Source organism: Tepidibacillus sp. LV47 (assembly GCF_048381575.1).
Classification (GTDB): domain Bacteria; phylum Bacillota; class Bacilli; order Tepidibacillales; family Tepidibacillaceae; genus Tepidibacillus.
Genome location: NZ_JBLWIF010000001.1, coordinates 388,137 through 400,507, shown reverse-complemented (window position 1 = coordinate 400,507; position 12,371 = coordinate 388,137). Strand labels below are relative to the sequence as shown.

Here is a 12,371-nt window from a genome sequence, read left to right as displayed (position 1 = left end):
AAATGTTCACAAAAAGGAAGTGGTAAAGCTGGAACAGTTAAGAGCAGATTTACATACCCATAGTACAGTCTCTGACGGTCTGAATCCTCCTTCAGAAAATATAAAATTAGCAAAAGAGGCTGGTTTGATTGCTCTTGGAATCACCGATCATGATTCGGTGGCAGGTATCGATGAAGCGATTCAGATGGCGAATATAATGGGAATTGAGGCAATTCCAGGTATTGAAATTAGTACTGTTGAACAAGGTCAGGACGTCCATGTGTTGGGATATTTTATCCAATATAAAGATCAAAGGTTTTTAAAACAACTTAAGGAATTAGAAAAATTCAGAGATCGTCGAAACGCGATGATGATTGAAAAACTAAATGAACTTGGCATTGATATTAAAATGGAAGAGGTTTTGGCTAAAATTAGACGAGAAGATGCCAATGTAGGACGTCCCCATATCGCCGAAGTATTAATTGATAAAGGTATCGTTCAGACGATGGAAGAGGCTTTTGATTTATATCTTGGGAAAAATGGTCAAGCATACGTTAATCCCATTCGTATATCTCCAGAAGAAGGGGTCGATATTATCAAAGAAGCAGGGGGAGTTCCCATATTAGCACACCCTGGTATATATGATAACGACGAAATGGTCGTACGTTTAATCCGCTACGGAATCAAAGGCATTGAAGTCTATCATCCAGATCACAGTGAAGAAGATGAGAAAAAATATCAACAAATGGCAGACCAATATGGTATCCTAGCTACTGCTGGGTCTGATTTTCATGGTTCTAGAGGAGGCATAATGTTTCATGCGCCAATTGGTACTAAGACCGTTTCCTATGATATTGTTGAAAAAATGAAAGCGACGCTTTAGTTGGCCTCCACTTTTTTCTCCATGGCTATATGTTCAATATCTCTGATGGAAAAAGCATCATCTAATTCTTTTTGATTTGTGACTAATATATTTACTTTGTTCCTTTTAATAAAAAGGTTTGATGAACATTCCAAGATTCATTTTCCAGTTGATAACAAAGATGCACTCGATCAACAGGAAATTTCATATCATATTCTTTCATTTTTAAACGACCAAGTATGTCGTGTAATTCTTGTTCAGGAAGATCTTGAGCAATTGTTATATGGGGAGTAAATTTAAATTTAGGTTCCTGATTAAGAACTTGATGAATTAATTTTTCATGAAAGTCATAGATTACTTCATTTTTCTCAAAACCAAAATAAACGACAGGAGAGATCGGAAGAAATGTTCCAACTTTATTTATCCTTAATGTAAAAGGAGGAATCGTTTGTGCTACCTTTTCTATGCGTTCAGTTAGTTCTAAAACATTTTCCCATTCAAATGCATCAACGAGTTTGATATGAGGAGGAATCAGTGTGTAATGGGAATCATAACGCTTTCGCAAAGCATTCGCTCGATCCTGTACTTCTCTTGGTGGATAGATCACAATACTATATTTCATTATCAAGCCCCCCTTTTATATAAAAAGAAAGTGTACCTTTCTTATTAACGATATAAGAATATATTATCAAAAAAATAAGAATTGCGAAACATTCGCAGTGCATATAAATAATTATTTTTCTATAAGCTAATAATAAGCAATACCTTTTGTCATGGAGGGAAATCATTTGCTTATTTTTCTATTTTTTATCTTGCCTGTGATGTTTCTCGTAGGGCTTAGTTATGGAACTGCTTACCTTATTCAACGGATTAATCACAGTTTAGAAAACGAGTAAGTAGAGAATTTTCCATTATAAAGCATGGAAAATGATCGATAAATTCCCTATGTTCTGTGTTGATAAAACATGTTAAGATGAAAACAAGGGGGTGTTTTTTTGAAAAGAAAAGTACCAAGTAAAGAAGTAAAATCAGCAGCATTACAATGGTTGCAAGAGCGGGGAGTAACGATCGAAGATATTGCGAAGATTGTTTATGAAATGCAGGCACCATATAATTCGGAGCTTACTCTAGACCTGTGTGTTGAAAGCGTTTATAAGGTCTTGGAAAAAAGAGAAGTTCAACATGCTTTATTAGTTGGAATTGAGTTGGATCGATTGGCAGAAAAACATTTATTACAAGAACCATTGCAATCATTAATTGAATCAGATGAAGGTTTATTTGGTATCGACGAAACATTAGCTTTGGGTTCGGTTTTTGGTTATGGCAGTATTGCCGTTACTACATTTGGTCATTTAGATAAACAAAAAATGGGAATTATTAAAAAACTAGATACCAAAACGGGGAAAGGTATACATACTTTTTTAGATGACCTTGTTGCTGGAATTGCAGCATCAGCATCTGGTCGTCTTGCCCATCGTTTAAGAGATATGGAAGAAGTTGATCTTTTGGAAAATCAGAAAAACGTTGGTTAACATGCTTGGCAAAAATGAGCCAAGTTTTCTTTTTAAGCGGAGGAGGATATGATGCGATTATTTATTGCGATTAACATGGAGCACTCGATAAAGGATCAAGTTGGCAGCATTTTGCCTTCTTTAAAAAATAGATATAAAGGGCGATTTGTTCCAATAGAAAATTGGCATATCACAACTTTATTTTTAGGAGAGGTCGAAGAAGGAAAAATTCCCCTAATTGAACAGGCAATGAAAGAAGCGGTGAAGAAAATGGTGCCGTTTCAATTATGGGTTGAGGGGATTGGTGCTTTTCCGTCAATGGCAAAACCTAATATTTTATGGGCGGGAGTTCAAGGGGATTTACAGCCGCTACATCAATTATATCAACAATTAATAAAGGCAATTCGACCTCTAAAAATTAACTTTGATGCAAAACCTATTTTTACGCCTCATTTAACACTTGCAAGAAAAGTAATAATTCAACCCTCATCTAAAACGGAAGAGATTATATTAAAGACTACTCCTTGGACAGTAAATGCATTAGAACTTTATCAATCAATATTTACAAAGGATGGTGTTAAGTACAATCGTATTATAAAAACATATTTTTAAAATAAGGAATAAAAAGTGGCCACTCCTGTCAAAAATGATAGCAAAGGAGTGATCATCATGCACTATTATATGATTCAACCAGTGTATGATCAACCAGATGGCAGAACCATCGACTTATCTCTTGGAGATCATGCCATATCCAATATCATTGAATCTGCATACTGGACTGTTCAGGGAGAAACCAATGTTTATGATAAGTTTATTAACCATGAGCACAAAGATTTTTTTATTTTTGATACCATAGAGGCATTTAACAAGGCTGCAGATATTCTTGCGTTACATATGATTAATTTTAATACGAATATTGTTCAAAAATCGACACCAGAAGAAGCTGATTTTCAAACCGATAACAATTACTATAAAGTTATTGTTCCTGGTAAACCTGATGCAAAAGGTGGAAATAACTACTATCCACGAACTTATTACGATGAGTAAGCCTAGTAAATGGACAACAAGGATCAATGAAGATTGATAACGAAACGGATATCGGTACCAAGGAAATAGAGAATTTTTAGATAACGAAATGGGGAAATACGCTATACGTTTATAATTGTTAATAAAAGCTGTGGAAGTAGGATCCACAGCTTTTAATGTGCTGGTTAAGGTTACAGGTTTATTAATTTTTGAGAAATTTCATTTGTAAATTGTTGAAGGGCTTTTGCTTTTTGTTGTAATGTTTGTTGAATCTGAGTTTGATTCATGTTTGCATTGCTCAACTGATTATATTCTGTATTCATTTTACCAATTTCAAGCTGTAATTGATTGGTTAATTGTTGTAATTCTTGAAGTTTTTGTTGAACCGTTTGTTGCGTAAAGAGTTGGTTGATTTGTTGTGATTGTGTTGCCATATTTTGCATCACATTCGCTGGTGGATTAAAATATTGAATGAGTTGAGGATTAGCGGATTGTTGTTGGTTTTTTGCTTGTTGCAAAGAAGCAGTTTGTGATGCATTGATTTGCTCTGTAAGTTGTTGCTTGATTTGATTTGCTTTTGGAGATTGGTGAGCAATTTGCTTATCTTTCATTGTTTTTGGCAAAGAATAAACCCCCTTAACCAAGTGATCTGTCAGAGCACTGACAATATTAGTATGATAAAATCAAGAAGAATTCATTATTGACAAATGTTTCTTCTCTATGTACAATATCACTTGTCGATTAGATGATACGAATATCTAAAATATAAATTGTGAAAAAAAATTGCAAAAGTGTTTGAAATTATATATAATATAATTTGTCGTCGTTTTTAAACACCGCGGGGTGGAGCAGCTGGTAGCTCGTCGGGCTCATAACCCGAAGGTCGCAGGTTCAAATCCTGCCCCCGCAACCAATGAATAGGGAGCTGTGGTGTAGAGGCCTAACATGCCTGCCTGTCACGCAGGAGATCGCGGGTTCGAATCCCGTCAGCTCCGCCATTAAGGGCCTATAGCTCAGTTGGTAGAGCGGTCGGCTCATAACCGATTGGTCACAGGTTCGAGTCCTGTTGGGCCCACCATTTAATTGTCATGCCGGGGTGGCGGAATTGGCAGACGCACAGGACTTAAAATCCTGCGGTGGGTTGACTACCGTACCGGTTCAAGTCCGGTCCTCGGCACCATTTATACGAATACTAGATGTGACTCCGTAGCTCAGCTGGGAGAGCACCATCTTGACAGGGTGGGGGTCGCTGGTTCGAGCCCAGTCGGGGTCACCATACATAAAGCCAATAATGGCGCGGTTTCTCTTAACTTAGAGACCGCGCCTTTTATTATAGACGTGCCATTCTTTCTACATCAGACTCAAGTTTAAATACACGTCTGTTAAGCACTTGAAGCTCCGCATCTCGTTGGTCTAATTTATTGTTAATTGTTTGCAACATAGCCATAATATCTTCTGGTTGATTTTGTTCAATACGTTGAACAGTAGCCATGATTTCTTTTAATTCGGTCTTGATATTTTCAAACTGTTGATTTGTCTCATATTTTAACTGATTAATTTGCTCCTGTAACTGACTATTTTGTTCATGTAACTGATTAATTCGCTCATGAATTGGTTGTAATTCTTCTTTCAGCACTTCCCGTAATAAATTCTTTAAATTATCCATTTTGTTTCCCCTCATTTCCCAAACATCCATTTGATACTTTTATTATACTTTTTACTTATCCGTTACTCAATCAGTGTGGGACTGCACAACGGGTGAAAACCATCTTATTCTTCACTCGCGGGAAAACCGACGTCGGCAACAAAAGAAGTATGGGTGTACGATTTACGAACGAACATGCCTTCTTTCGGTAAGCGGAATCCGTTAACGAAAGAATATTTTTTCTTTTTTATCAGAAGATGAATTAAGAAATAAAGCAAAGGCAGATATTGCTCTACCTGCCTAATTTTCGTTTATTATATTGTTTGACGAATCGATTCAAGTTGTTTTTCGATTTGAGTAGATGGTTTTGAGGTTAATAAACTTACAATTGTTATTGCAAGCAAGCTTAACGCAAATCCTGGAATCATTTCATAAAGCTGATTCACCACGGGAAGTTTTGGCCAAATAACAACGGTAAGGGCTCCAATAACCATCCCCGCTAAAGCCCCCCATTTGGTCATCCGCTTCCAATATAGGCTGAGTAAGATGACTGGGCCAAATGAAGCACCAAAACCAGCCCAAGCATAACCAACAAGATTAAGAATTGTATTGTTTTTCGTCCATGCTAAAGCTAAGGCAATAATGGCGACAAGGAAAACGAAAAAGCGACCTAAGAAAACAAGCTCCTTATCTGAAGCGTTGCGTCGAAAAAACGATTTATATAAGTCTTCCGTTAAAGAACTGGAAGTGACAAGAAGCTGGGAAGAGATTGTACTCATAATCGCTGCGAGAATCGCAGAAATTAAGAAACCAGTAAGAAATGGGTGAAATAAGAGTTGTCCTAATTTAATAAATACCGTTTCAGGATCGTCTAATTTAAGCCCATGAATGTGGAAATAAGCAATACCAACAAGACCGGTAAACATTGCTCCTACTGTAGAAAAAATCATCCACCCCATGCCAATTCGACGGGCTTTTTTAATTTCTTTAACAGATGTAATCGCCATAAAACGAACAATAATATGTGGTTGGCCAAAATATCCTAATCCCCAAGCGAAAAGGGAGATGATGCCAACAAAGCTCGTTCCTTTAAAAATATCTAATAAGGAAGGATCGATTGAATGAATAATACGAAACGTATCGTTAATACTTCCTGTATGATAAATCGTTACAACAGGAACCATAATTAATGCAGTAATCATAATTAGTCCTTGAACGAAATCAGTCCAACTCACTGCAAGGAATCCACCAAATAAAGTATAAGCCATGACTACAATAGCAATAATCCACAAGCCAGTATGGTAATCAATACCGAAGATACTATGGAATAATACGCCCCCAGATACCATTCCAGCGGATACGTAAAAAGTGAAAAACAACATAATAACTAGGCCTGAAACGAAACGTAAAATTTTCGCATGATCTTCAAAACGTTTTTCCAAATATCCAGGAATGGTAATCGAATTATTCATCTCTGTAAAAGCTCTTAAACGGGGTGCTACATACAGCCAGTTTGCCCAAGCTCCAAGAGTTAGACCGATTACAATCCAAGATGCACTAACTCCGCTTGCAAACATAGCCCCTGGTAATCCCATCATCAGCCAACCGCTCATGTCAGAAGCCCCTGCACTAAGTGCAGTAACAGCTGGTCCTAATGTTCGTCCACCAAGCATGTAATCAGATAAATCTGCCGTCCGTTTATAGGCATAATACCCAATATAAAGCATGAGTACCATGTATACGATTACCGAAAAAATAACCATTCATTTACCCCCTTTTTCATGAGTATAAAGAATATATCGATGCAAATTATATCATTAATTTTTTAGAAACTATACTATTTTAATTTGTTTAATTTATATTTTGGGAAAAGGAATATAATGCTAAAAATAATAAAATGGAGCGGTCTAAAAAGTCCATTTAAGTTGAAAATCCGCCAAAATTAAACCCCAAAGAATGTTGATTTTACAGCATTCTTTGGGGTTGCTTTTTTTAGATTTCGGGGTTAAATACTACTTTTTGGACAGCCCCAAATATGAAGATTGATTTAGGAAGAAAGGGGATTAGATGGACACCGTTTCTAATTCAAGAGCTTTTTTCGGAGATACATATTCATATCCAAGATCTTTTGCGACAGCTTCATAAGTTATAAATCCATTTGCTACGTTTAAGCCTTTTTCAAGAGCGGGATTCTCAGCGATAGCTCGTTTTACTCCTTTATTGGCAATTTCAAGTGCATAAGGAAGAGTTACATTAGTTAATGCAAGGGTAGATGTTCTTGGTACAGCACCAGGGATGTTTGGAACCGCATAATGGAGAACCCCATGTTTTTCAAAAGTTGGGTTGTCATGAGAAGTAGTACGATCCACTGTTTCAAAGATACCACCTTGGTCAATGGCAACATCAACAATGACAGAACCTGGTTGCATTGTTTTCACCATTTCTTCAGTAACGAGTTTTGGCGCTTTGGCACCTGGGATTAATACTGCACCAATCACAAGGTCTGCTTCAGCTACAGCATTTGCAATATTCATTGGATTAGACATGATGGTATTTACTTTTTCACCAAAAATATCATCCAATTGACGTAAACGATCCGCATTCACATCAAGAATGGTTACATTCGCCCCAAGTCCAACTGCTAATTTTGCAGCATTGGTTCCAACAACACCACCACCGATAATGGTCACTTTTCCCCGTTGTACGCCTGGAACTCCAGAAAGAAGAACTCCTTTGCCACCTTTTGTTTTTTCTAAGAATTGGGCTCCGATTTGAACAGCCATGCGTCCCGCTACTTCACTCATCGGTGTTAAGAGTGGTAAGGAGCGATTCACTTCCACTGTTTCGTAAGCGATGGCAATGACTCCACTGTCTTTTAATGCGCGAGTTAATTCTGGTACTGGGGCTAAATGTAAATAAGTAAATAAAATTAATCCCTTACGGAAGTATGGATATTCAGATGGCAATGGTTCCTTCACTTTCATAATCATTTCTGCACGGGCCCATACTTCTTCTGCTTTTTCTAAGATCGTTGCACCTGCAGCGATATAATCTTGATTATTGAAACCGCTTCCAATCCCGGCATCCTTTTCAATGAGTACCTCATGACCTGCTTTTTTGAATGCGATCACTCCACCAGGTGTTAAAGCTACACGATTTTCGTTGTTTTTAATCTCTTTTGGTACTCCGATAATCATTCCGTATCCCTCCACCTTTTTTAAGTTAGTATTTCTTGGTTTTAACAAAAGTATAATTCGGGAGTTTCTTTTTTTCATCGTTTAGAAAAGAGAAAAAATAGAGAAATATTTGTGGATTTTCACAAATCCGTTATTTCCCCATTTTTTCAAGTTTTAAGTCAAGGTAAAGGGATATTTTTTGATTCGGATCTTTTAAATTAATGTTGGCGATTTCTGTGATGCGCCTTAAACGATAGGTTAATGTATTGACATGAATATGAAGTATTTGTGCCGTTTCATTCACATTACAATCTTTATCTAGGTAGACTTCAAGGGTTTCGATCAAAGAATGATGATAACGCTGATCATAATCACGAAGTTTCTGTAAACCAGGATGCAAAAAACCTTCCTTTTTTCTTTGTTCATAGAGGATATCAAAGAATTGATAGATTCCTAAGTCTTGATAACCATAAACCGTTTTGATCTCTTCTTTATACCGTTCTTTCAGCGATAAAACAGTTAATGCTTCTTTATAGCTTTTTTCTATATTCGCGAATTGATCATAGATCCTGCCATAACCGCCGAAGATCGTTGACATGCTAAATCGTTCTTTCATTTCGTGAATCATTTGAGAAATATATTGATCTAATTCATATTTTTCATCATGTTTTGCTAATGAAAGTAACAAGATTAATTGTTGATCCAGAATGGCTTTAAGAACGATCGGATAACGACTAGAAGTTTTTAACATATAGGAAATTTGTTTCTCTATACTAGGATTAGTCGGTTTCTCTAATTTCAATGTGAGAACAGTAAAGAGAGAAGGAGGTGTCAATTTTAATTGGGAAAACTTTTTTATAATCTCCTGTTCTGATTTCACCATGCCAGAAAGAAGTTCTAAGAAAAACGATTGATAATCTTCTTTCTTTTTGTTTCGGCGAAGTTGGTGTTGAATGAGTAGATGTTTTGCTGCTTTTGCTGCTTCTTTAAGAATTTCTAGTTCTTCTTGATTCAAGGGTCGTTCAACTTCGATGACCCAAATAAACCCAAGCACTTCTTGTTTGTTACGAATCGAAATGGCAACGCGGTTTCCTAGACCAATTTCATTGATTTTATCGATATGTAAAGGTTCATCGCTATTTAACAATGTGGGAATAATCCCTTTTTCCCATAAGTGACGAATCACTTGATCAGGCACTCGACGACTTACGATTGTTGCGATTCTCGCCGGGTCTGTTTCGATATCATGAGTACTATAAGCTAATAGGCGATGATTAGCATCTTCAAGTGTAATTGGAAATCGCAATATTTCATTTAATCGATCGATAAATTCTTGTAAACTATGAAAATCTTCTTGAAATAGAGTTGTTGACGGCTCAACCATTAAATTCCTCCAAAAAAATTAATAAAAAATCTTTTCTTTTTATTTTAGAATTTACATACTTTATGCTCAAGCATTTTTGTATGTTTCCTTTTACCATTGATTTATTTCGTTTCTTTTTTTTGTTTGTTTTTTTTCGTGATCATGTGCCGTTGTGGTTGGATGGTTAGTTCGGTGATTACCGTTCCTCCTCGTTGGGAAAGGATCGTCTCAACTGCATTCGCAACACAATCTACTGTAATATAACTTTCAGGGAGATCCCCTTCTTTAAAGTCTAAATATTCGTAGAAAGGAGTTTGGGTTATGTCGGGATGTATAGTGACAACCTTCACTCCAGATTTACGAACTTCTTCAAAGAGGCTGATCCCAAAATGGGAAAGACCTGCTTTTGTTGCAGAATAAGCGCAACCAAAAGTGCTTGACTTTTTCGCGGTAATGGAGGAAATGTTGATGACATATCCTTTGCTCTGGCGAAGATCCCGCAATAGCAAATTGCTTAGAATTAGTGGAGCTTGCAGGTTTGTTGCAACCATTGTTTCGATTTCCTTAATACTTAAGGTTTCATGAGGGCCAAAATAACCCACCCCCGCGTTATTGATCAATATGAAAATTTCTTTCGCTTGTTCTTTGATTTGTTTGATGACTTCAACGAGTTGTTTTGTGTTGGTTATATCGCAAGCGATTTTATAAAAGGAATCATGTTCATAATCAGTTTTGGAAAAATCCCTTGCTAACCCATACACTTGAAATCCCATTTGATTCAATTTTTTGGTTATTGCTAGACCAATCCCTGAGGATGCACCTGTAACAATTGCACTTTTCATCGCAATCTCCTTTTTTTTACATATAAATTTTCTCTTTCGGTACATATTTTTCAATCATCCGTGTAACTTCCTGAATGAGCTTTTCACGAATTTCTTGCGAGTACGTATAAACACCTTCGATATTTTCATAAGGATAGTAAATGAGATCAGAATCATTTCGATATTTACGTATATTTTTCAAATAATCCTTAGGCATGCGAAAAACGCCTACGCTAATATCTAAAATCTTATCTGCAGGTAATATGGTAAAGGTTTGATCTACACATTCTTGATAATGTTCCCGCCAATGATCAATATGCAAAAGAGGGTCAAAACTTAAACGAACTTTCCAGCCATCATCTATCGTTTGTTTTATGGCTTTAAGCCTTGCTTCTAAAGCAGGTGTCCCTCGTTCATAACGTTTTACGATATCATCTGGAGAAACGGTCCATCCTAATATGACATTTTCTAGTGGTTCAAAGTGACGAATAGCAGGGTAATTGACACTTTTCGTTCGGATCTCAATGGTTAAATTTGGATGTTTCTTCGCATATTCTATCCATTGGGATGTAAAAGGAGCGATGTTTTCAAACGCTAAGAGATCTGTATCATAGGAAATGGGTAAATATACGGGATGAAGTTCTAACATCTTGTCCAATTCAGCAAAATAATCCTCAATATTGACAAATAACACCACATTAGCAGAAGAAAACATTCCTTGGAGATAGCAGTAATCACAGTTGTAAATACAATTTAAAATATTGGTCGTGTAATAGAAATGGGAGTTGCCAAAGTCATGGCATACTTCTGCTCCGGGATAGAAATAATTGTCCTTTTTTTCCGCTAAAATGAGCTTTTGCGTGTTTTTTTGCAGGAAAAAGTTTTGTTTCGGACGATGAAACACTTCTTGATATTGGTCGATTTCGATGAACTTAGCATGAGGGAAACGAGAAAGGATCTTCTTTGTTATGGGATGATCTTTGACTTTTTTCTCCACATAGATATGGGAGAACTTAGGAGTATAAAAGTTGTTTTCTGATTTGGTCAAAATAGATCTTCCCTTCAGACTTGGTTTTGACTTCGATATTACGATAGGAGTTCAAAAGATCTAAAGATTCCTTGGTACGAATTTTATATTGTTTTGCCATATGTATCAATTGATGAGACATGGTCGTTGTCAGATGAAGATTTTCTCGAATTTGTTTTATTAATTGTAGATCTGCTTTAGTCAGCACCTCTGGATCGGTAAAAGAAATCCCTTGCAGTTTTTTGATAAATGCACTGATCGATTCCCGCTGATTCTTAACAAGTTGTGTCACCAGTTCAGGTGTAACTAACGATGGCTTTAAACGATCGGAAACGATTTTTAACACATGAATTTGATGGGGTGGTAAAAAGGTAGACGCTGCTTCAAAGAATCCTGCCCCTTCCATATCCACAAGATCACTGACGATTTCCTGATTCATTGCTTCATCAATCGGTAAAGAAAAAGTTTCTAATACTCCTTCCAGAAAAGAATGTTCCACTAAAAGATCAGGGTAGAAACTTCGATGGGTATCATGATGAACAATTTTATGACAATAGATGGTTTCACCTGTTTTTAGTTTTGGATTGACTGCTCCAGCAATCCCAATGTTTAAGATTGTATCTGTAGCATTGGCATGATATTTTGTCAGCAAGTATGTCGTTGCAATAGCAGCAGATAAGGGACCAACGCTACTAATGGCTAATACGATCTCTTCATTTTCATAGATTTGCATCTTCGAGACTTGCGAAATTTTCTTGAGTTGAAAATCCTCAATCAATGGTTTGGCTTCTGGATATAAAGCCGTCACGATATAAATCATAAGGATCACCTTAATATAGAAACATGTCTCATTCACTATTATATGTGAAAAGGTGAATTTTCACATCCATAAGAAGGTTTCAGCAATTGATTTATCGAAAATTTATAGACAAAGATGATGGGTTAGATGGAGGTTCCACCA

The 12,371-nt window shown here is 36.5% G+C and carries 13 protein-coding genes, 5 tRNA genes and 1 pseudogene; 10 read left to right on the top strand and 9 right to left on the bottom strand.

The window, feature by feature from the left end; translation table 11 throughout:
* Positions 1 to 19: 19 nt before the first annotated feature.
* Positions 20 to 862 carry a PHP domain-containing protein gene (locus ACMW72_RS02025; RefSeq protein ID WP_418367158.1) on the top strand — a complete coding sequence of 281 codons (843 nt, stop codon included), beginning with the start codon at positions 20 to 22 and terminating at the stop codon, positions 860 to 862.
* Between the two features lie 91 nt (positions 863 to 953).
* Here ACMW72_RS02025 and ACMW72_RS02020 read toward each other — a convergent pair whose 3' ends face one another.
* On the bottom strand, positions 954 to 1,463 hold the full coding sequence (locus ACMW72_RS02020; protein ID WP_418367157.1) for a 2'-5' RNA ligase family protein: 510 nt from the start codon (positions 1,461 to 1,463) through the stop codon (positions 954 to 956).
* A gap of 373 nt (positions 1,464 to 1,836) precedes the next feature.
* Here ACMW72_RS02020 and ACMW72_RS02015 point away from each other — a divergent pair, with 373 nt between their 5' ends.
* The 3 genes from ACMW72_RS02015 to ACMW72_RS02005 are packed head-to-tail and all read left to right on the top strand — an operon-like array spanning position 1,837 to position 3,399.
* Positions 1,837 to 2,373 (top strand): phosphatidylglycerophosphatase A, encoded by a 537-nt coding sequence (locus tag ACMW72_RS02015; protein WP_418367156.1) that lies wholly within the window; start codon positions 1,837 to 1,839, stop codon positions 2,371 to 2,373.
* Between the two features lie 51 nt (positions 2,374 to 2,424).
* Complete coding sequence (thpR, locus tag ACMW72_RS02010) at positions 2,425 to 2,964, top strand: RNA 2',3'-cyclic phosphodiesterase (RefSeq protein ID WP_418367155.1); 540 nt, start codon at positions 2,425 to 2,427, stop codon at positions 2,962 to 2,964.
* A 57-nt stretch (positions 2,965 to 3,021) separates the two neighbouring features.
* Positions 3,022 to 3,399 carry a hypothetical protein gene (locus ACMW72_RS02005; RefSeq protein ID WP_418367154.1) on the top strand — a complete coding sequence of 126 codons (378 nt, stop codon included), beginning with the start codon at positions 3,022 to 3,024 and terminating at the stop codon, positions 3,397 to 3,399.
* A 170-nt stretch (positions 3,400 to 3,569) separates the two neighbouring features.
* On the opposite strand, the gene ACMW72_RS02000 is transcribed toward ACMW72_RS02005, so the two are convergent.
* Complete coding sequence (locus tag ACMW72_RS02000) at positions 3,570 to 4,001, bottom strand: hypothetical protein (RefSeq protein WP_418367153.1); 432 nt, start codon at positions 3,999 to 4,001, stop codon at positions 3,570 to 3,572.
* A gap of 214 nt (positions 4,002 to 4,215) precedes the next feature.
* On the opposite strand from ACMW72_RS02000, the gene ACMW72_RS01995 reads away from it, so the two are divergent.
* The 5 genes from ACMW72_RS01995 (at position 4,216) to ACMW72_RS01975 (ending at position 4,654) form a co-directional block, all read left to right on the top strand.
* Positions 4,216 to 4,291: transfer RNA gene (locus tag ACMW72_RS01995), tRNA-Met, on the top strand.
* An 8-nt stretch (positions 4,292 to 4,299) separates the two neighbouring features.
* Positions 4,300 to 4,376 (top strand) — tRNA-Asp (locus tag ACMW72_RS01990).
* 4 nt (positions 4,377 to 4,380) lie between these two features.
* Positions 4,381 to 4,456, top strand: a tRNA-Ile gene (locus ACMW72_RS01985).
* 12 nt (positions 4,457 to 4,468) lie between these two features.
* Positions 4,469 to 4,558 (top strand) — tRNA-Leu (locus ACMW72_RS01980).
* A gap of 20 nt (positions 4,559 to 4,578) precedes the next feature.
* Positions 4,579 to 4,654, top strand: a tRNA-Val gene (locus tag ACMW72_RS01975).
* 54 nt (positions 4,655 to 4,708) lie between these two features.
* Here the strand turns inward: ACMW72_RS01975 and ACMW72_RS01970 are convergent.
* On the bottom strand, positions 4,709 to 5,059 hold the full coding sequence (locus tag ACMW72_RS01970; RefSeq protein WP_418367389.1) for a hypothetical protein: 351 nt from the start codon (positions 5,057 to 5,059) through the stop codon (positions 4,709 to 4,711).
* Between the two features lie 68 nt (positions 5,060 to 5,127).
* Between ACMW72_RS01970 and ACMW72_RS01965 the strand changes: the two are divergent.
* Positions 5,128 to 5,278, top strand: a pseudogene (locus ACMW72_RS01965) (SAM-dependent methyltransferase); the annotation flags it as partial.
* Between the two features lie 59 nt (positions 5,279 to 5,337).
* Here the strand turns inward: ACMW72_RS01965 and putP are convergent.
* From putP to ACMW72_RS01935, 6 genes are all read right to left on the bottom strand, one after another.
* A complete protein-coding gene (putP, locus tag ACMW72_RS01960; protein ID WP_418367152.1) occupies positions 5,338 to 6,786 on the bottom strand; it encodes a sodium/proline symporter PutP in 1,449 nt (482 codons plus the stop codon).
* Positions 6,787 to 7,086: 300 nt separating this feature from the next.
* On the bottom strand, positions 7,087 to 8,220 hold the full coding sequence (ald, locus tag ACMW72_RS01955) for an alanine dehydrogenase (protein ID WP_418367151.1): 1,134 nt from the start codon (positions 8,218 to 8,220) through the stop codon (positions 7,087 to 7,089).
* Positions 8,221 to 8,350: 130 nt separating this feature from the next.
* Positions 8,351 to 9,583, bottom strand: a complete 1,233-nt coding sequence (locus ACMW72_RS01950) for a PucR family transcriptional regulator (protein ID WP_418367150.1) — start codon at positions 9,581 to 9,583, stop codon at positions 8,351 to 8,353.
* 101 nt (positions 9,584 to 9,684) lie between these two features.
* Complete coding sequence (locus tag ACMW72_RS01945; protein ID WP_418367149.1) at positions 9,685 to 10,404, bottom strand: SDR family oxidoreductase; 720 nt, start codon at positions 10,402 to 10,404, stop codon at positions 9,685 to 9,687.
* 16 nt (positions 10,405 to 10,420) lie between these two features.
* Positions 10,421 to 11,431 carry an SPL family radical SAM protein gene (locus tag ACMW72_RS01940; protein WP_418367148.1) on the bottom strand — a complete coding sequence of 337 codons (1,011 nt, stop codon included), beginning with the start codon at positions 11,429 to 11,431 and terminating at the stop codon, positions 10,421 to 10,423.
* Positions 11,397 to 12,230, bottom strand: coding sequence for a hypothetical protein (locus ACMW72_RS01935; RefSeq protein ID WP_418367147.1), 834 nt, complete (start codon positions 12,228 to 12,230; stop codon positions 11,397 to 11,399). The genes ACMW72_RS01940 and ACMW72_RS01935 overlap by 35 nt, the downstream gene beginning before the upstream one ends.
* Positions 12,231 to 12,371 lie beyond the last annotated feature (141 nt).